The sequence below is a fragment of the Shewanella sp. HL-SH5 genome (genome assembly GCF_051163755.1).
GTDB lineage: Bacteria > Pseudomonadota > Gammaproteobacteria > Enterobacterales > Shewanellaceae > Shewanella > Shewanella glacialimarina.
Window position 1 is genome coordinate 3,308,048 of sequence record NZ_CP195038.1, and the last position, 20,005, is coordinate 3,328,052.

At 40.5% G+C, this 20,005-nt stretch carries 21 protein-coding genes; 8 read left to right on the plus strand and 13 right to left on the minus strand.

Annotated features, from left to right (window positions below):
- Positions 1-21 precede the first annotated feature (21 nt).
- On the plus strand, positions 22-198 hold the full coding sequence (locus ACRWQM_RS14440) for a helix-turn-helix domain-containing protein (protein ID WP_188840795.1): 177 nt from the start codon (positions 22-24) through the stop codon (positions 196-198).
- A 114-nt stretch (positions 199-312) separates the two neighbouring features.
- Here ACRWQM_RS14440 and nqrF read toward each other — a convergent pair whose 3' ends face one another.
- From nqrF to ACRWQM_RS14470, 6 genes are all read right to left on the minus strand, one after another.
- The gene (gene nqrF / locus ACRWQM_RS14445) at positions 313-1,530 is read right to left on the minus strand and encodes an NADH:ubiquinone reductase (Na(+)-transporting) subunit F (RefSeq protein ID WP_226410979.1); all 1,218 of its coding nucleotides are present in this window, start codon (positions 1,528-1,530) and stop codon (positions 313-315) included.
- A gap of 65 nt (positions 1,531-1,595) precedes the next feature.
- Positions 1,596-2,204, minus strand: a complete 609-nt coding sequence (gene nqrE / locus ACRWQM_RS14450) for an NADH:ubiquinone reductase (Na(+)-transporting) subunit E (protein ID WP_226410980.1) — start codon at positions 2,202-2,204, stop codon at positions 1,596-1,598.
- Between the two features lie 2 nt (positions 2,205-2,206).
- Positions 2,207-2,827 carry an NADH:ubiquinone reductase (Na(+)-transporting) subunit D gene (locus tag ACRWQM_RS14455; protein WP_226410981.1) on the minus strand — a complete coding sequence of 207 codons (621 nt, stop codon included), beginning with the start codon at positions 2,825-2,827 and terminating at the stop codon, positions 2,207-2,209.
- Complete coding sequence (locus ACRWQM_RS14460; protein ID WP_434930432.1) at positions 2,828-3,598, minus strand: Na(+)-translocating NADH-quinone reductase subunit C; 771 nt, start codon at positions 3,596-3,598, stop codon at positions 2,828-2,830.
- On the minus strand, positions 3,588-4,802 hold the full coding sequence (locus ACRWQM_RS14465) for an NADH:ubiquinone reductase (Na(+)-transporting) subunit B (RefSeq protein WP_434930433.1): 1,215 nt from the start codon (positions 4,800-4,802) through the stop codon (positions 3,588-3,590). Before ACRWQM_RS14465 ends, ACRWQM_RS14460 begins: the two co-directional genes overlap by 11 nt.
- Positions 4,802-6,178 (minus strand): Na(+)-translocating NADH-quinone reductase subunit A, encoded by a 1,377-nt coding sequence (locus tag ACRWQM_RS14470; RefSeq protein WP_434930434.1) that lies wholly within the window; start codon positions 6,176-6,178, stop codon positions 4,802-4,804. Before ACRWQM_RS14470 ends, ACRWQM_RS14465 begins: the two co-directional genes overlap by 1 nt.
- 507 nt (positions 6,179-6,685) lie before the next feature.
- Between ACRWQM_RS14470 and ACRWQM_RS14475 the strand changes: the two genes are divergently transcribed.
- The 5 genes from ACRWQM_RS14475 (at position 6,686) to ACRWQM_RS14495 (ending at position 12,682) form a co-directional block, all read left to right on the plus strand.
- Positions 6,686-7,033, plus strand: coding sequence for a metalloregulator ArsR/SmtB family transcription factor (locus ACRWQM_RS14475; RefSeq protein ID WP_434930435.1), 348 nt, complete (start codon positions 6,686-6,688; stop codon positions 7,031-7,033).
- A gap of 112 nt (positions 7,034-7,145) precedes the next feature.
- Positions 7,146-8,162, plus strand: coding sequence for an ArsJ-associated glyceraldehyde-3-phosphate dehydrogenase (locus tag ACRWQM_RS14480; protein ID WP_434930436.1), 1,017 nt, complete (start codon positions 7,146-7,148; stop codon positions 8,160-8,162).
- A 101-nt stretch (positions 8,163-8,263) separates the two neighbouring features.
- Positions 8,264-9,481 (plus strand): organoarsenical effux MFS transporter ArsJ, encoded by a 1,218-nt coding sequence (gene arsJ / locus ACRWQM_RS14485; protein WP_434930437.1) that lies wholly within the window; start codon positions 8,264-8,266, stop codon positions 9,479-9,481.
- Positions 9,482-9,727: 246 nt separating this feature from the next.
- Positions 9,728-10,738: a substrate-binding domain-containing protein gene (locus ACRWQM_RS14490; RefSeq protein ID WP_434930438.1), complete on the plus strand. Its 1,011-nt coding sequence runs from the start codon at positions 9,728-9,730 to the stop codon at positions 10,736-10,738.
- 993 nt (positions 10,739-11,731) lie between these two features.
- The gene (locus tag ACRWQM_RS14495) at positions 11,732-12,682 is read left to right on the plus strand and encodes an IS110 family transposase (protein ID WP_434929890.1); all 951 of its coding nucleotides are present in this window, start codon (positions 11,732-11,734) and stop codon (positions 12,680-12,682) included.
- A gap of 28 nt (positions 12,683-12,710) precedes the next feature.
- Here the strand turns inward: ACRWQM_RS14495 and ACRWQM_RS14500 are convergent, their stop codons facing one another.
- Positions 12,711-13,097, minus strand: a complete 387-nt coding sequence (locus ACRWQM_RS14500) for an Imm41 family immunity protein (RefSeq protein ID WP_434930439.1) — start codon at positions 13,095-13,097, stop codon at positions 12,711-12,713.
- 196 nt (positions 13,098-13,293) lie between these two features.
- Here ACRWQM_RS14500 and ACRWQM_RS14505 point away from each other — a divergent pair, with 196 nt between their 5' ends.
- Positions 13,294-14,337, plus strand: a complete 1,044-nt coding sequence (locus ACRWQM_RS14505) for an IS110-like element ISShfr7 family transposase (RefSeq protein ID WP_434930380.1) — start codon at positions 13,294-13,296, stop codon at positions 14,335-14,337.
- Positions 14,338-14,822: 485 nt separating this feature from the next.
- On the opposite strand, the gene ACRWQM_RS14510 is transcribed toward ACRWQM_RS14505, so the two are convergent.
- Complete coding sequence (locus ACRWQM_RS14510) at positions 14,823-15,176, minus strand: 2OG-Fe(II) oxygenase (RefSeq protein ID WP_434930440.1); 354 nt, start codon at positions 15,174-15,176, stop codon at positions 14,823-14,825.
- A 123-nt stretch (positions 15,177-15,299) separates the two neighbouring features.
- On the minus strand, positions 15,300-15,944 hold the full coding sequence (locus ACRWQM_RS14515) for a hypothetical protein (RefSeq protein WP_434930441.1): 645 nt from the start codon (positions 15,942-15,944) through the stop codon (positions 15,300-15,302).
- A gap of 330 nt (positions 15,945-16,274) precedes the next feature.
- Between ACRWQM_RS14515 and ACRWQM_RS14520 the strand changes: the two genes are divergently transcribed.
- Positions 16,275-17,225, plus strand: a complete 951-nt coding sequence (locus ACRWQM_RS14520) for an IS110 family transposase (RefSeq protein WP_434929890.1) — start codon at positions 16,275-16,277, stop codon at positions 17,223-17,225.
- A gap of 34 nt (positions 17,226-17,259) precedes the next feature.
- Here ACRWQM_RS14520 and ACRWQM_RS14525 read toward each other — a convergent pair whose 3' ends face one another.
- The 4 genes from ACRWQM_RS14525 to ACRWQM_RS14540 all read right to left on the minus strand — a co-directional run bounded on the left by ACRWQM_RS14525 (position 17,260) and on the right by ACRWQM_RS14540 (position 20,004).
- Positions 17,260-17,808: a hypothetical protein gene (locus ACRWQM_RS14525; RefSeq protein WP_434930442.1), complete on the minus strand. Its 549-nt coding sequence runs from the start codon at positions 17,806-17,808 to the stop codon at positions 17,260-17,262.
- Between the two features lie 120 nt (positions 17,809-17,928).
- Positions 17,929-18,507: a hypothetical protein gene (locus tag ACRWQM_RS14530; RefSeq protein WP_434930443.1), complete on the minus strand. Its 579-nt coding sequence runs from the start codon at positions 18,505-18,507 to the stop codon at positions 17,929-17,931.
- 112 nt (positions 18,508-18,619) lie between these two features.
- Positions 18,620-19,048, minus strand: coding sequence for a hypothetical protein (locus tag ACRWQM_RS14535; protein WP_434930444.1), 429 nt, complete (start codon positions 19,046-19,048; stop codon positions 18,620-18,622).
- Between the two features lie 617 nt (positions 19,049-19,665).
- Positions 19,666-20,004, minus strand: a complete 339-nt coding sequence (locus ACRWQM_RS14540) for a hypothetical protein (RefSeq protein ID WP_434930445.1) — start codon at positions 20,002-20,004, stop codon at positions 19,666-19,668.
- Position 20,005 lies beyond the last annotated feature (1 nt).

Here is a 20,005-nt window from a genome sequence, read left to right on the forward strand (position 1 = left end):
TCAATAACTTTGGAGATAGCAATGAGCGATAAATTACTCACCCTTGAAGAAGTCTGTAAAATTTTAGATAAAAGCCCAGCCACGATTAAGCGCTATGCCAGAGAGAATTTGTTATCGAGTCATCAAGATGGTGATGAACTGACGTTTCCAGAGGGAGAAGTGATGCGTTATTTAGACTTCTCAAAACGCCTAGGCTAGTTTTTACCCTAACGGTTAGACTCACTATCACGCTAAATATCAGGCAAAGAGATAACCAATCACTAAAAAAGGGAAAGCAATGCTTTCCCTTTTTGTTATCTAAACTGAGTTAACTTAATCACCAAAGTCATCCAGTAAAATATTTTCGGCTTCAACCCCTAAACTTTCAAGCATACCAATGACAGAAGAGTTCATAATTGGCGGGCCGCACATATAGAACTCACAATCTTCCGGTGCTTTGTGATTTTTAAGATAATTTTCAAATAACACATTATGAATAAAGCCAGTGTAACCGGTCCAATTATCGGCAGGTAGTGGATCAGATAACGCCACATGCCATTCAAAATTATCATTTTCAGCCGCTAGCATATCAAAATCTTCCTGGTAGAAAATTTCACGTTTAGAGCGAGCGCCGTACCAAAAAGTCATTTTACGATCGGTTTTAACCCGTTTTAATTGATTAAAAATATGCGATCGCATTGGCGCCATACCCGCACCACCACCGACAAATACCATTTCAGCATCGGTTTCTTTAACAAAAAACTCACCAAATGGGCCAGAAATAATCACCTTGTCACCGGCTTTTAAATTAAAAATATACGATGACATTTTACCCGGTGGTAAACCTTCAGACGGTGGCGTAGCAATACGCACATTGAGCATTATACGGCCTTTCTCATCGGGGTAATTCGCCATTGAATAAGCGCGTAATACCTCTTCATCAACCTTTGACACTAGCTTGAATAAATCGTATTTTTCCCAGTCATCACGGTATTCAGCAGGAATATCAAAATCGGCATAGCGAACTTCATGCGCTGGCGCTTCAATTTGAATATAACCGCCCGCTTTAAATAGGACTTCCTCGCCGTCAGGTATTTTAAGTAATAGCTCTTTAATAAAGGTCGCTTGGTTATTGTTAGAGATAACCTCACATTGCCATTTTTTAACACCAAAGATTTCTTCATCGACCTCAAGTTCCATATCACTGCGCACAGCAACTTGGCAGGCTAAACGACAGCCTTCTTTGGCTTCTTTTTTAGTAATATGGTCAAGTTCGGTGGCCAGAATATCACCGCCCCCCGACTTCACTTTTACCCGACATTGACCACATGTTCCACCACCGCCGCATGCTGATGGAATAAAAATCTGATTACCTGCTAATGCGGCAAGTAATTTATCACCCGCAGGCGTGCGCACGGTTTTAGACGCATCATCATTAATACTAATGGTTACTGCGCCTGTGTTCACTAACTTACTTTTGGCGACTAAAATCACCATGACTAACAGGCTTACTACTATGGTAAACATGCCAATACCAATTGCCATTTCCATTAAATGCACCTTCTTATTAATCTGTCATTCTGCTGTGAGGAATTCATACTCTGCTTCCCAATGCCTTACAGCGTAATGCCAGCGAAAGACATAAAACCTAATGCCATCAAACCTGTGGTAATAAAGGTAATCCCAATACCTTGCAAACCTTCAGGAATAGCGTTGAACTTCATCCGCTCACGCAGCCCAGCTAATAGCACAATTGCCACCGCCCAACCCACCGAGCTGCCCGCGGCAAACACGATTGATTCAGTTAAGTTGTAATCACGGTTAGCCATAAAGATAACCCCGGCAAAAATGGCACAGTTGACCGTTAGCAAAGGCAAGAAAATCCCTAGGCTTTGATACAGGGTGGGAATGTATCTTTCTAAGAACATTTCCAAAATTTGCACTAATGCGGCTATCACACCAATAAAGGTAATGAGCTGTAAATAGCTGATATCTAAGTCAGCCATTCCAGCCCAGGCTAACGCGCCAGGGGCCAGTACATTGACATAAATCAGTTGATTAATCGGCACTGCTAGCATCATTACCACAATGACAGCGATACCTAGGCCAAATGATGTGGACACCTTTTTGGATACCGCTAAAAACGTACACATACCCAAGAAGAATGACAGCGCCATATTGTCGATAAAGGCTGCTTGGATAAATAAATTAATATAGTGTTCCATGATTATCCTCGCTTACTTTGAACAACGTTAATCGCCCAAATCATCACGCCAATTAAGAAAAATGCACTGGGCGGTAAAGTGAACATTTCGTTAGGTAAATACCAACCACCGTTCGCTACTGTGGTCAATATTTCATGACCAAACAATGAACCACGCCCTAACAATTCACGCACAAAGGCAACACCAAGCAGAATAACGCCGTAGCCAATGGCATTGCCTACCGCATCGACAAACGCAAGATGCGGTGGGTACTTCATCGCAAATGCTTCAGCACGGCCCATAATGATACAGTTGGTAATGATTAAGCTGACAAATACCGATAACTGTTTCGACAGCTCATAGGCGACATCTTGCAGCACCATATCAACGATGATCACTAATGACGCGATAACGGTCATTTGAGCGATAATTCGCACACTGTTGGGAATAAAGTTGCGAATGGTTGAAATAATCACATTGGAAAAAACCAACACAAACGTTACCGCTAAAGTCATCACCAATGCGGTTTGCATTGAGTTACTGACCGCCAACGCTGAACATACCCCTAACACCTGCATGGCTACTGGGTTATTGGCAAAAATCGGCGAAGTTAATATGTCTTTTGTTGAAGTTGACCGACTCATTTACTTCTCCTCCGCTTTAGCAAAACGGTGAAGAAATGTTTGGTATCCTTCAACGCCAAACCAAAACTCAACCGCTTTTTGTATGCCAACACCAGTACGTGTTGCACCAGAAACACCATCAACACCATGTACATCACCGGCTTTGGCGCCGCCTTTGACAACCTTAATCGCTATCTTACCTTTGGCGTCAAACAGCTTCTTACCTTGCCATAGCGATGTCCAATCTGGATCAGTTACAAAATCGGCAATACCGGGTGTTTCACCGTGTTCATAAAACACAATATTCTTAATGGTATTAAGATCAGGTTCGACCGCCAAATAGCCATACATCATCGACCACAAACCTTTACCGTAAATAGGCATCACAATGCTGGTTAACTCGCCTTGAGCATCGAACACCTCAAAAATACGTATTTGATCGGCACGGCTTTTAATTTTGGCGGTATCTTTTTTCGGCTTACTAGAGGTTTCTGGATTAATCGCCGCCATACGGCTATCAAAATCTAACAGATTCTCCTGTTCGATATACTCACCGCTTTCTAAGTCGACCAATTTAGGCTGTACACGCGTTGTAAACAACTCTCTAAAGTCGGCAGAACTATTGGCAATACCAGCCGCGTTTAATACAAACTGCTTCACTTCATCACGTTTTTTAACTAACTTTCTTTCTTTTAAAATTTCGGCAGTGCCAGTGATCATAAAAGAACACACTAAGCTCAAGCTGATGATGAAAACCATGGTTCCCAGCACCGAATCTTTTTTAAAGGCCATGGCGTTTTAGTCTCCGTTTGATGTTGGCTCTCGCCACCAGATAATCGAATAACGGTGCCCATAAGTTGGCAAATAAAATGGCTAACATAATGCCCTCTGGTAACTTGACGTTGAGCACTCGGATCAATACCGTCATAAAGCCAATCAGAGCGCCATAAGCGTATTTGGCATTGCGGGTATAAGAGGCAGTTACTGGGTCGGTAGCCATAAACATCATCCCCATAGCAAAACCGCCAGTGACCAGATGCCATGTCCACGGCATAGTAGCCATGGCATTTTTAGCCGGGCCAAAGAGGTTAAATATAATTGCGGTGGCAATCATACCCAACATCACCCCAGCAACCACTCGCCAGTCAGCCACTCGGGTCATCAGCAAAATGCCGCCACCCAGTAATATCGCTAAGGCACTGGTTTCACCAATCGATCCCACAGTGAAGCCAAAGAAAGCATCCCACCATAGCGGATCACTTAATGCCCCAATCCAACTTACATCAGCAAAGCTGAGTTTATTGGCCGCTGCAAGCCCTAAGGTTGTCGCCCCTGAATAGCCATCTACCGCAACAAACTGGCTTATTGCAGCCACTTCTGTTGGATAGGCGAAATAAATAAACGCATAACCTGCTAAGGCAGGGTTTAAGAAGTTATATCCCATGCCGCCAAACATCTCTTTGGCAACAATAACCCCAAAACTGATGCCTATCGCCATAATCCACAGCGGGGTAGAAACAGGCAGGATAAGTGAAAATAGTAACGCGGTAATAAAGAAGCCTTCATGCAGCTCTTGACCACGCATTCTGGAGAATATGACTTCCCAGAACAGGTTAACGGTCAATGCAGTAAGATAAAAAGGCACGTAAAAACTCGCGCCATAGGCAAATAAACTTAATATGCCAGACTCAGCGGTTAAGCCTGAAAATAGCATATTGAAAATGGCTAAATGCCAAGTATCAGGTGCACTAGCACCTTCAATAATAGCCAGTTGGGCTTGTAGGCCAATGTTGTACATACCAAAAAACAATGCTGGCAATAAACACATGCCAACAATATGCATGGTACGTTTTACATCAATGGCGTCACGCACATGAACCTGCCCCTTGGTGCTACGACCGTGGGCAATCCATAAAGACCGTAAGTACTTGCGCATCGAATCGCCGTGCTCATAATACTTGTCTTGGGTCGACGGTTTCTTAATAGGCTTACTCATTAACCTTCCCTCTCGATAATATCTAGGCAAGCACGTAATTCTTTACCAAAGTCATACTTTCCAGGACAAACAAAGGTACATAACGCGAGATCTTCTTCATCTAACTCCAACGCACCTAAAAGCTGTGCTTCATCGGTATCACGTACCACTAAATCACGAATAAGTAAGGTGGGGAGAATATCTAAAGGCATCACACGGGCAAGCTGGCCAAACGCCATCATCGCGCGGGCTGAACCACCAGCATGGGTGGTAAAATCGAACAATTTTTTGGTACGGCTAAAGCCAGACATCATGATGCCAGTGAGACTAAATTTGTCCTGGTCGTTTCGCACCCAGGGCAGTAATTCATGTTTGTCATCTTCAGACAGCACACAAATCTGGTTATGAAAACGACCTAGGTAATCGTAGCTACCCTCAGCAGTGTGGCCATTTAGCACGCTGCCAGACACTATGCGTGAACGAACATCCTTAATTTTACCCGCCACAATCGGACTTAATTGAGCACCTAATTGAGTGCGAACCAAACGCGGTTCAAGCACATTAGGGCCCGAAAAAGCCACCACTCGGTCGGTATACAGTTCACCATTTAAAAATAACTTACCGAAGGCAATAACGTCTTGATAGCCCAAATGCCACACAGGGCGCTCTATGCTTGCTGGCAGAATAAAATGAATGTGAGTACCCACTAACCCAGTAGGGTGAACACCATTAAATTGATGAATAGACACCTTAGACAATTTAGTGGTGATATCGTGCTTCAATAAGGGCGCGTTATCATCCTGGCACAGGTACACTTTGCCTTCGGTTAAATAGGTAAGCACTTGCAAACCGGCAACAAAAGCCTCCGTTTGCTCAGCAATAATAATGCGAGGGTCAGCGGCAAGCGGATTACTGTCCATTGCTGTAACAAAAATACCCGCTGGTTGGCTGTCTAATTGCGGTACCCGCGAAAATGGCCGGGTACGTAATGCGGTCCACAGGCCACTATCGACAAGGTTATCAACCACAAGTTGGCGATTTAGCTGATTAAAGTCATCATAACGCGCAAAGCTTTTAGCTTGTTGCTGTTCATCACACTCAATTACAACCGCCTGTAAAACGCGTTTTTCGCCACGATGGATTGCGCTAACCTTGCCGCTAGCAGGTGCTGTAAATTTTAGCCCAGGGGTTTTCTTGTCTTCAAACAGCGCTTGCCCTTTAATAACACTGTCACCCACCTCAACTAACATGGTCGGTTTTAAGCCGACATATTCTTCACCTAATAAAGCCACTGTTGTGACTTTTTCACCGTCAAACACTTGTTGAATAGGCAGACCCATAATAGGTACATCCAAGCCGCGTTTAATGGTTATTATCTGGTTTGAAACCCCTGCCATTATCATCACCATCAATAAAAATTCGATGAGCAATTTTAAATCTTTGTAAACGCTAATGTATGAAGCAAGATCACACTAATGAGGTATTCGGTAATTTTAAAACATGATATCCGGTAGCTATTGTGAAGCAGATCACTACAAGGAGGGCTAAGCACAAACAAATGTTATTTTTACTACAAAAATAATATTTGATGTTAGCGCTTAAGTAAGAGCTTAAGTAAGAGCTTAAGTAAGAGCTTAAGTAAGAGCTTAAGTAAGCGCTTGAAACTAGACATGACTAAAATGGCATAAAAAGTCTATATTCAAGTTAACTAGTATGCTTAAAAAATACTAAAAACACATACTCCAATAAAACATATATAAATTTATATATATCAAATTCTGCATATAAGATAATATTCCATAAGACACTTTAGAGCCAAATCAGATATTCAATGACTTACCAATATTTGGGTCGAGCAACTGAAAATATCAATCTCTTTATATGAATAAAACCTAAGGCTAACAATGATTAACCCAACTCAATTTTTTAAATGTTTAGCCGACGAGACGCGACTGCGTTGCTTAATGCTTATTCAACATGAAGGGGAATTATGTGTTTGCGAGTTGACCGAAGCATTACAAGAAATTCAACCCAAAATTTCACGAAATCTAGCTCAACTACGTAAATGTGGTCTCCTAATCGATCGCCGTCAAGGTCAATGGGTGTTCTACCGTATTAATGCTGATTTACCCAAATGGAGCCAGTTAGTATTAAGCGAAACAACTCACCACAATGCACTGTTTCTAGAAGAAAATCTCAGTAATCTATGCCGAATGGGCGGACGTCCTGAACGTCTAAAAGCTTGCTGTTAATCGCTCAATAAAAATGAATTGACCCAAACAAACGTTCACCATACAAAGATTAACTAACCCTAATACAAACCGCCAATACCTCATTAAAATAGTAAGTTTAAAGGATGCTCACATGACAATTAAAATCGGAATTAATGGCTTTGGCCGCATGGGACGTTTAGCGCTTAGAGCAGCTTGGAACTGGGATGATGTTGAATTTGTCCAAATCAATGATCCCGCCGGAGACACTGCCACCTTAGCCCATTTACTCACATTTGACTCAGTTCACGGTCGTTGGCAACACGAGGCCAATGCCGAAGCGGATGATATGGTGATAAACGGTAAACGCATTGCCTGTACCCGCAACAAAACCATCAGCGAAACCGATTGGTCAAAATGTGATGTCGTGATTGAAGCCTCAGGAAAAATGAAAACCAAAGAAGTACTGCAAGCTTATTTAGATCAAGGTGTAAAGCGCGTTGTAGTCACCGCCCCAGTGAAAGAAGACGGTGTATTAAACATCGTAATGGGCGTAAATCATCAGCTTTATGACAAAGCGATTCATTCAATTGTCACTGCTGCTTCTTGCACCACTAACTGCTTAGCGCCTATTGTCAAAGTCATTCACGAGAACATAGGCATAGTGCATGGGTCTATGACCACGATTCATGACATTACCAATACCCAAACCATTTTAGATGCGCCGCATAAAGACCTTCGCCGTGCACGGGCTTGTGGTTTAAGTCTTATTCCTACCACCACAGGTTCAGCGACTGCAATTACTCATATTTTCCCTGAACTCAAAGGCAAGCTTAACGGTCATGCTGTGCGTATCCCGCTAGCCAATGCCTCATTAACCGATTGTGTGTTTGAGGTCAGTCGCCCAACCACGGAAGCAGAAGTAAATAGCTTATTTAAAGCCGCAGCCGAAGGGCCTTTAAAAGATATTCTAGGCTATGAAGAACGCCCTTTAGTGTCGGTCGATTATAAAACCGATCCACGTTCGAGCATCATTGACGCGCTATCAACCATGATCATTAATGGCACTCAGGTTAAACTTTATGCTTGGTATGATAACGAATGGGGTTATGCAAATCGCGCCGCTGAACTCGCCCGTATGGTCGGCCAAATGGATAAAGCATCAGCTTAAATAGAGAGAACATAATGGGACTTTTGACTGAATCGTGCCGCTGAAATCGCCCGTATGGTTGGCCAAATGGATAAAACTTAAGCTTATATAAAGAGAACATAATGGGACTTTTGACAGGGCTGTCGCCAGAAATTCGCCAATACTTGGTCGTAACTGGCAACTATTGGGCCTTCACGTTGACCGATGGCGCCCTTCGTATGTTAGTGGTGCTGTATTTTCATGGTTTGGGTTATAGCCCGCTAAATATTGCCATGCTGTTCCTTTTTTATGAGATTTTTGGGGTATTAACTAACTTGATCGGCGGCTTGTTAGGCGCACGCTTAGGCCTTAATAAGACCATGAATATTGGTCTTTTTATGCAAATAGTTGCCCTTGGCATGCTATTAGTTCCCGCTGCGGCGCTAACCATCCCCTGGGTCATGGCGGCACAAGCTTTGTCTGGTATAGCCAAAGATCTCAATAAAATGAGCGCGAAAAGTAGCATCAAATTATTGGTGCCTACCGATGCACAAGGCCAACTGTATAAATGGGTTGCCATATTGACCGGATCAAAAAATGCTTTAAAGGGAGCGGGCTTCTTTTTAGGCGGCGCCTTACTGACACTATTGGGTTTTCAGTATGCGATTCTTTGCATGGCTGTTGGGTTATTGCTGGTGTGGATTTTCAGTCTGTTTAACTTGAAGCGTGACTTAGGTAAAGCCAAAAACAAGCCTAAGTTCACTGAAATATTCTCAAAAAGTCAGGCGGTAAATACCCTTTCAGCGGCGCGACTGTTTTTATTTGGTGCTCGCGATGTGTGGTTTGTGGTCGCCTTACCCGTTTACCTAGCGTCAACCTTCGGCTGGGATCACTGGTATGTCGGCGGCTTTCTCGCTCTTTGGGTCATAGCTTATGGTGTAGTACAAGCTATTGCACCCCGATTAACTGGTAAAAACCAAGGCAAAGTCCCCGATGGACGCAGCGCCTTAGGTTGGGCGGTTTTGCTCAGTGTGGTGCCAGCCGGTATTGCACTGGCTATAAGTTATGACTTTCATGCTGCCAATATACTTGTGGGCGGATTAATGCTTTTTGGCGCATTATTTGCCATCAACTCCTCGCTGCACAGTTATTTGATTGTCAGCTATGCCAGCGAAGATGGCGTGTCTTTAGATGTCGGCTTTTATTATATGGCCAATGCGATGGGACGTTTAATCGGCACCGTGCTGTCTGGTTGGGTTTATCAACTATATGGTATGGCCGCTTGTCTGTGGATATCAGCTGTTTTTATTGCACTAGCCGCGCTTATTTCAGTCAAACTGCCAAGGCATCAGCAAGCGTAAATTATTTGCGGAGTGAGATGAGGTTAGATGAGATAATGCGTTATTTCATCTAACCTTAATAAACGTCTAATGTAGCTATTGCCATGCTGACGCATAGAGTTCAAAACACAACAATATCGACAACAATATCGATTAGCCCACACGGATATGTTCAGTAATACCGTTTCAGCTCGTATCTTTAAATGAATTTATTTGATATATATTGGTGTAAGCAGAGTGGCACTATAATTTATTTCAGGAGGGAGTGTGGGGAGATCATTTGTATTATTTGTTGCCTTTAGTCTAATACCCATATTTTCTGTCTATGGAAAAGAATTGAAACTTGCCGTGGTGCCTAAATTTCATAGTGTTTTTTTTGATCAAAGCAAAGCTGGCTGTATAGATGCTGCGGCTCAAATAAAAGGCGTGAAATGTATATATCGGGGACCAGATATAAGTAATGTTAGGATGCAAGATCAGGTAATAAATCAACTGATTGATGAAGGTATAGACGGTATTGCTGTCGCCGTTACACAATCTAAATATCTCGTTAAAAATAGCCTTAAGAGAGCTAAAGAAGCAGGTATTCCGGTTATTACCTATGACTCTGATATTGATGTTTCAGTCAACGAGGACACTAATAGTTTACGCCTAGCGTATATAGGCACTGACAATTTTGAATTGGGTAAGTCATTAGGTGAAGAGTTAAAAAAACTTCGCCCCAATGGGGGAACGCTAATAATGCAATCTGGGCGACCCGATTCTCCCAATCTGAATTTAAGACTGATGGGTGTCCGTTCCGCATTATCGGGAAAAAAATACGACGCACCTCCTGGAGAATTGCTTAATAACGATTCGGGATGGACAGAAGTTAGAGAGCCTTTCTTTAATTTTGATCAATTGGATCAATCTGTTAATCAAATGGAGTCTGTAATGAAAGGTAAGCCTGTAAAAGCAGACTCTTTTATTGCTGTTGGTGGTTGGCCGCAAAATGACCAAGCACTTTATCGTAAAATGATTGCCCCGTACCAGGAAAAAATTAATAACAACAAGGTCATCATTGTTATTACTGATACATCCTCTGAACAATTAACTATGTTGAAAGATCATCTTGTTCATATCAATATTGGTCAAAAACCCTATGAAATGGGAAGACAAGCCATTTTGACACTTTATAAGATTGTAACAGAACAAAAATATCAGAAAACCATTTACACACCTATCACTGTTTGCACACCAGAGAACGCTGATACCTGTACCAAGATTACGGGATTGTAATCATTGCAGATAATCTAGCCCCACTAAATTTCTAAGCTGCTATCACTCTGGTGAGTGTAACTAGTCCAATACTTCATGGGTACTTATTGCCTGCCGCAGGAATGTTCAGGATGAAAGGAATGTCCTGATCACATGGATGTGAAAGAACGACCTTATGTGCAGATAATCCAGCGAGACGCCAGCTCTTGATTTTAAAATCAGCATCCATGTGGGCTTAACCAAAACATCCATGTTTTGGATACTCGCTGGCTCATCTGCACCCAAATTTTTGTTTCTTCGATTTAGCTTCATTGATGGCTGTGGCAAAAGCTAAATCAGAACAAAAGTTAACTCATTTTCTGGACAAAAGCAGGGTTGGAAGATTTGTTTTTATAAAAGTTTGCCCTGATCAGACTAAATTTTAAAACTCAATTAAATTTTCATTGGCGTCAAAGGTTGACTACAAGTGCAGATGATCCAGCGAGACGCCGCAAGCACCTCCATGTGGGCTTAACCAAAACATCCATGTTTTGGATACTCGCTGGCTCATCTGCACCCGAATTATTATCTCTTCGATTTAGCTTCATTTATGGCTGTGGCAAAAGCTAAATCAAAACAAGAGTTAACTCGTTTCCGAACTGAAGCGAGTTAGAGCTTATTTTTACAAAATTTAACCCTGACCCGACTAAATTTAACGCCGCCACCAGCGGCAAAAAGTTGATGGCGCTTTTGTTGCGCCGTTTGCAAGAAAAGTGACAGCGAGTTTTTGTCCGGTTTGAGTGGCCTTGTATGGATAATAAACCCACCTAATTACACATCATTCCCAGTTTCGGGTAATGTGAGACCCAGGCTTTAGCTGCAACTAAAGCTTTCATTTGTCGTAGTTCGATTGAGTGCTGGATCCTCTATTGAGAGACCGATAACAAGAAAGAACGCGACAAACGACTCCAAGCAAAATACTCGAATAGTCTACTGGGTCTCGAACCCGCATTTGCAAGCAAGAGTTAGCTTATTATGAAAACAAAAACTAATCAAAACATTAACGTCGGTGTCGATACTGGCAAGTTCCAACTCGACATTTATATTCGACCTCTCGATATCTATTTCACCGTGTCTAACGATGAAAAAGGCATTAAAGAAGCGGTGAGGCTCATTAAAAAACACCACCCAGAACGTATTGTCATTGAAGCGACGGGACGGCTTGAAATGCCGTTTATTATGGCTTGTGCGAATGCTAATTTACCCTTCGTAATCGCTAATCCTGTACACATAAAACGCTTTGCCGGTGCAATTGGCCAACGCGCTAAAACTGACAAGCTAGATGCACAGCTTATCGCCCATTATAGTGAAGCGATTAAACCTCGGCTATCGACACTAAAGCCAGAGATAATGCAGGCTATGAGCGATTTAGTCGGAAGACGAAATCAACTATTGGTGATGCAAACTATGGAGAAGAACAGACTTCAAATTCTTCCGAAAGAACTAGCGATGACTATCAAACCTATTCTGACTGTGTTTAAAAATCAGATTACAAAAATTGAAACTAAAATCGTTAATCTCATCGAATCAAACCCTGACTACCAAGCTAAAAATATCATCCTGCAAAGCATGAAAGGCATAGGTAAAATTGCTGCTGCGTCCATCATCAGCAACCTACCAGAATTAGGTTATATCAATAACAAAGAAGCCAGCTCATTAGTTGGTGTTGCACCCATGAATAAAGAAAGTGGACGTTTCAAAGGGCATAGAAAGATCCAAGGGGGTCGGCATCAAGTGAGAACGGTTTTATACATGGCCATGATGTCAGCGATACAATCTAACCCTGTTTTTAAAGAGACTTATCAGCGGTTAGTTGCGGCAGGAAAACCAAAGAAAGTGGCTATTATTGCCTGTATTAGAAAGATGGTTGTGATCTTAAATTCGATGTTAAGAGATGGTGTTTTATGGGAAGCGCCAAAAGCATAAAATTAACTATTGACGCCATAGTCTCTTGTTATGTGTTTTGCATTAAAGGATTCATTAATTCAAAATCGGTATTTTCAGGCATAGAGCCTTTAAAGAAACCTTCTACAACACATTGAAACCTTTCTCTAAATTCATGTAACTCATTATCTTCAAGATCCAATAATTCAAAACCATCGTTCACATTATAGTGGGCTTGAATGCCTGTCATTATATAACTAAAGATTCGCATGATTGGCCATGCAATATCTCTAGGAAGCTCACTTGCACTTTGTTCATTCGCAAGTTCAAATACTTCTCTTTCAAACTCCCAGTACTTTTGAAAGTCTAGTTTACCGCTTTCATGCCAAATTCCAACGAAAGAATGATCGTCAAAGTCATCACAGTGAGGAAAATTTAAAAGTATATTTTGCATCATAATACTCGAATAATTGAATGAACACATAACGCCTAAATAACAGGCAAAAAATTGTTGGCTAAAATAAGTGAACGTAGTGAACAAAAGCCAACTGTTTTTTGTCCTTGTTGATTTTCTTGATACTCATTGAGCCCCCTCCCTAGCAAGCCGCATCAGCGGTATGCTTAAGGTGACCAAACCAACAGGAGAAAGCTCAATGAGATTTTATAATAACTCACATCCATACTACTGTGGTATCGATTTACATGCACGCTTACTTTATGTCTGCATCATTGATTCTAAAGGGGAAGTTGTCGTCCATAAAAAGATTGGCGCTGACAAAGATGACTTACTACTCATACTTGAACCCTATATCGGCAATGTCATTGTCGGGGTTGAGTGCATGCATTGTTGGTATTGGGTGTCTGATTGGTGTGCTGAACTGGGTATCGACTTTATTCTAGGTCATGCCCTTTATATGAAAGCGATTCACGGCGGTAAAACTAAGAACGATAAAGTCGATTCATTTAAAATTGCCACACTGCTGCGTGGTGGCAATTTTCCAATAGCCTACGATTACCCAAGTGAAATGCGCGCTGCGCGTGACCTGTTACGTCGACGTATGAAGATTGTTCGTCACGGCGCTATGCTTAAAGGTCATGTGGTTAACACCAACAGCCAATACAACTTACCTGCCACTGACCTAAACCTTAAAAACATCTCTGCAAGACAAAAAATGCGGGAGCAATATCAAGATCCTATTGTGCAACGTAATATTGATTTAGACATGGCGCTACTTGATTGCTATGCCAAAGAACTCGCTCAAGTTGAATGGTTCATTGAAAAACAAGCCAAAAATCATAATCCCGTGTATCTAGAACTACTTAAAACAGTACCTGGCATCGGTAAGATTTTATCGCTGACTATCCTCTATGAAATTGGTGATATCAGTCGATTTGAGTCAGTGCAAAAGTTTGCTTCATACTCTCGATTAGTCAAATGCAAAGCTGAGTCTGCGGGTAAAACCTATGGTACTAATGGTAATAAAATCGGTAATGCTCATTTAAAGTGGGCATTCTCTGAAGCTGCTGTGCTTTACCTGCGAGGCAATGATAAAGCCCGTAACTATCTTAATAGATTACAAAAAAGAATGAGTAAGGCTAAAGCGTTATCTGCACTGGCACATAAGCTTGGCCGTTGCGTCTATTTCATGTTGAAGAACAAAACGGTGTTTGATGAACAACGATTCTTAAAAGGATAAGTCGCGCAATAAGGTGAGCTGAACATCTAACTAGATACTCTTGAAAAGAGAAGCGAGCATGAACGTGAATGATGTGGCTAATGAAGCAATGACTTCTCACCATCATCACTATGCCAAATGCTATTTAAGCTACATTGCCTTGATTAGACACCTTATTGGCGCGCATTAATGAGTACAATCACCAAAGTCGTTTACACCTTAAATGAGCCTGAAACTAACTGTGCACAAAGCACCTCTGACTTGAATAGTGCCATCTTAGGGTTAACCGATAAATGTCTAGTGCCCCTGATATTTCAAAGGATTGAAAAGCGTCAGGCAGCGATAAGATCGCACTAAGAGAGCCTCTATATGTGTTTGCTGTAAACGATGATTTGACAGCTAACTGACAGACGAAGTAGATGAATTTGTTGATTGATTTTAATTTGACTGCAAAAGCAGTCAAATAAGTTAGGCTCGCCTATTGACTGGCGGAAGGCTCATATGTGTTAGGTGTTTTTTACCCAACCAATACTAAGTAAATACCGGTTACCTTTTACAACTTTTGAAACTTGATGTTCGCTTACATCAGGACGAAAAAGTTTAATCCGTTTTGTTTCATAAATCGGATTAGAACATATAAACTCACCGCCTTCATCTGCATTTTTTAATACGATATTTAAGCGATAATGTTTACCTGATACAACTTTATCCGTATGCGGAGATATTTCACTTCCTTCAGGGAATTTAAGCAAATAAGTATCAAATTTTATAGGCCACATTGCTCCGCAAAGTAGCATCTTATCGTAACCCGATTTTTGCCTGCCTCGTTCCCAACGGAATAATTTACTAAGAAAAGACATACAGACTCTCGAAACACCTAACGCCTCATTAAGAGGCAAAAAATTGTTGGCCAAAATCAGCGAGGCACGAGCATGGCCAACTGTTTTTTGTCCTTTTAAATGACTTGTTATACGGCATTACCACTAATTACCGTAATACTCATCAACTTGAGTTGCTAACTCTCTAATTGGTTTAGCACCATCAAAATGCTCTGAACTTTTATTATGGAACTCAATAAAACCCAGTTTGGTTTCAACGCCATATTCACCAAGAGCTTCATCTAAAAAGAGATAACCAAGGTTGCCATAAGTTGTGTGTTCTTTATCGCTGTAATTATCAAAAAACAATACGACGCCCAATTTATCTTCGTCTTTATATATATTGTAATAAACATCATCAGCTTTAATTGATACACCGCCAAAAGTAAGATCGTTCAGTGGGGTTCTTCTAGGACGAAATTTTACTATTGTCCATTGTTTTAATTCAGGTGCTGAGTTAAATAGTAATTCAACCGAAGGAAAGGATTTTTTTATACCACCTGCGCTTAAAACAAACTCTCTTTTACCATTTTCGCGAATAGGACTAAACTCAAAAGTAAGCTCTGGATCTACTTTAGAAAGTGCTAAAGATAATTTATCAAAAGTATTTTCAGTATCTTTTTCAAAATTAAAGATCATATCTTCATTCTTTTGAAACCATTTCCAAAAATCAGCTTCAACTGATGCATTTGCTTTTGAACCAAATATTGAAAGTATTCCCATAACTACTAATATAACTCCGTGCTTCATAGAATCCTTGCCGTATAACGCTTTGCTAAGCGGCTAAAAAACGTTGGCTAAAATTTGCGAGGAACGAGCACAGCCAACTGTTTTGTGTCCGTTTAAGCAACTTGTATGGATAATAAACCCAACTAATTACACATCATTCCCAGTTTCGGGTAATGTGAGACCCAGGCTTTAGCTGCAACTAAAGCTTTCATTTGTCGTAGTTCGATTGAGTGCTGGATCCTCTATTGAGAGACCGATAACAAGAAAGAACGCGACAAACGACTCCAAGCAAAATACTCGAATAGTCTACTGGGTCTCGAACCCGCATTTGCAAGCAAGAGTTAGCTTATTATGAAAACAAAAACTAATCAAAACATTAACGTCGGTGTCGATACTGGCAAGTTCCAACTCGACATTTATATTCGACCTCTCGATATCTATTTCACCGTGTCTAACGATGAAAAAGGCATTAAAGAAGCGGTGAGGCTCATTAAAAAACACCACCCAGAACGTATTGTCATTGAAGCGACGGGACGGCTTGAAATGCCGTTTATTATGGCTTGTGCGAATGCTAATTTACCCTTCGTAATCGCTAATCCTGTACACATAAAACGCTTTGCCGGTGCAATTGGCCAACGCGCTAAAACTGACAAGCTAGATGCACAGCTTATCGCCCATTATAGTGAAGCGATTAAACCTCGGCTATCGACACTAAAGCCAGAGATAATGCAGGCTATGAGCGATTTAGTCGGAAGACGAAATCAACTATTGGTGATGCAAACTATGGAGAAGAACAGACTTCAAATTCTTCCGAAAGAACTAGCGATGACTATCAAACCTATTCTGACTGTGTTTAAAAATCAGATTACAAAAATTGAAACTAAAATCGTTAATCTCATCGAATCAAACCCTGACTACCAAGCTAAAAATATCATCCTGCAAAGCATGAAAGGCATAGGTAAAATTGCTGCTGCGTCCATCATCAGCAACCTACCAGAATTAGGTTATATCAATAACAAAGAAGCCAGCTCATTAGTTGGTGTTGCACCCATGAATAAAGAAAGTGGACGTTTCAAAGGGCATAGAAAGATCCAAGGGGGTCGGCATCAAGTGAGAACGGTTTTATACATGGCCATGATGTCAGCGATACAATCTAACCCTGTTTTTAAAGAGACTTATCAGCGGTTAGTTGCGGCAGGAAAACCAAAGAAAGTGGCTATTATTGCCTGTATTAGAAAGATGGTTGTGATCTTAAATTCGATGTTAAGAGATGGTGTTTTATGGGAAGCGCCAAAAGCATAAAATTAACTATTGACGCCATAGTCTCTTGTTAGAACTAATTATCACACCCATTCAAAGAACCAAAGCCACATTTGGATTTTAACCAAAATTCAGCTCCGCTACTGTCAGTAAAAGCAATTAAACCTTTATCTATAGACCAAATAAAGCTCATGATTTTACCATTGTAGGATGTATTAATTTTTATTCCCTCGTAAGGTAATCCGAAAAGCCCACCTATTTGCGGTATTGGGTCATCACAAATACGAAGGCTATGGTCTTCAGGTCCGCTTATATAATATTGATATTTTTTAAACTTCCACTGAGGCTCATTACAAAACTTTGCAGTGTTCATAAGAGCAGATAGTTGGATTGGAACCACAACTGAAACTTTATCACTTACAAGGCATTTAAACCCAGTTATATCATTGCAAGTTTCTAGTTCGGACAAGTCAGCAGTATAAGCTTCGTAATAAAACCATTTTGAGTCACTGTAATAAATGCTAACTTCACCACTATTGAGTGAGTAATACTTAAAATGATCATCTTTAGCTACAACATTTGTAGAAATAGCGACTAGGATAAATAATTTTAGAAAATAGTACATAACTCTCATTTAGTTCTAACGCCGTTTTAAGCGGCAAATTACTGTTGACTAAAATAAGTGAGGCACGAACAAAAAGCCAACTGTAATTTGTCCGACTTGAAAACCCTTGTTAGGGTACGTTTACTCTATATATAAATTATGCTTTACCAAAATTTCTCTAATTGAATCAGGCTCTGTGAGTATTTTTTGATATATCCATTTATAAAAGTACTTAGAATTTGTAGAAATGATTTTATGTGCTTTCTCTTTACCTAAAACTTCTGTGAGAGCATCATACTCTAATAAACATACTGCTAAATGTAAGTACGTTGAAAATTTACTTCTTGCACCTTCCGGCCCTTTTGTTGGTGCATCAGGGTATTTGATTTTTAGATCATTTATGACATTTTGGACTTCTGTTTTTCGAGAATCTTCAAACCAATGTATCTGCTCATGCAAATATTGTGATAAGAATGCACCATCGTTTTTAGGCATACTAACTGTCAACGTTAGCTTAGGGTGACTATGAGGTCTTTTAGCAGAATCATCTATTACAACATTATCTGTAAATTGCCATTTACTAAGGTCATAAGTCTTTTCTACTCTTTTTAATTGAGAATATTTAAGTTGCTCTTTTTCGGATTTGTTTGCTAATTCGACATTGAGATCGGCAAAAGTGTCAAATGATAAGATAGCAACAAATAATAATGAATATTTCAACTGAACTCTCCTAGTACCCTAACGCTCACCTAACCAGCGGCGTGCTGGCGCAGTTTTTTTGCGTCTCTTTGCTAAAAATGTGACAGCTTTAGCCGTCTGATTCAGGTGCTTGTTAGGTGTTGGAATCAAGTAACGGCCCAACAAGCACCGTTCCACTCGGCAACAATACGCTATCGTGTACGAACACAAAGCCATCATATTTATCCGCGATGTCAAATAAGCTTTTCCAGATGGAATGATTTTCTTCAAATTCCTTATCTGTAGATAAACCTAAAACTATCATCGTGTGGCTAATCGCGTAACTGGTGTCTTTCTTTCTTCGTTCATCCTGATCTAAAGATGAAATGTAGCCTAAAAATCCATTAATATGATTAGAAAGCTCAGGTGCTGTCATAATATTAAAGCGGACAACATCTCCGTTGAGAGGAATATCGTAGTATGAAGCCTTTCTAAAGATCCCTTTATCACTTTTTACTCCGTCAAATATATCAGCAAGATCAATTTTATCTCGCTGTATATAGACAGCTCCATTCGCTGGCATATAACCTCCAAAGACACTTAACGCCTGCTTAAGCGGATAAAAATAGTTGGCTATAATTGTGGAGCGAAGCGGAACGTAGCCAACTGTTTTTATTCCGTTTAAAGCTCTTGTTAGATGCTCGCGATCAGTTTGAAACCTCTGATAATACAAGTACATAACGAAATGGAATAATAAAGCAAACCACCACGATTTAAAGCCACTTAATGATTAACTTTGAACTCCGTAGAAAACACTCTCCGATAGTTACTCAAAACTAATAATTAAACAGTTTACGAACGTTTAAAAACACTCTTTTGGATTACAAATTAGTAATTCAAAAACTAGCTGACGAAATGGAAAAAATACTAAGTCGGCAAACGAAAACACCGCAATTTTCAGATTGACGAAATACAAGATAGCCAAACAAAGTGACAGCACAATCAAAGCTACAATTCAGCTTTTCTACTTTAGGTAAACTCTACAAACAGCATGTTAAAACCTTAACCAAAGCGTATATGAAAAGCTAAAACATTCCCTAAAAGGTAGCGACATCTAACGCTTTGAATATGGGGCAAATGCGAGTGCTTTGGCCGAAGGCCAGCGAGTCGTTGTCCCAGTGAGTTTACGAACGACATAATTCACTTGTTAGGTTCCTTTTTTGAGTACATTAAATATATACGCCAAAAAAATAAACCAATAAAACCATTTATAAGTACCCCAACAACAATAGAATTCGTTTCACCAATCGATGAAATTTCATGACTCCAAGGCAAACTGACTAACATCGTTGGGAGAGCTAATGGAATAGCAAATATCCATGTCCACCCACCGGCGCTTGGATCATCATAAATAAAATTTAAGATCATGCCCAAGCCCATACTAATTCCAACGCCCAAAGCACCAAGTAACAAAATGCCTATAGCAATAGATAGAGGCAAAACATCGTAAATTACATTTTTAAATTTACTTGGAATCATC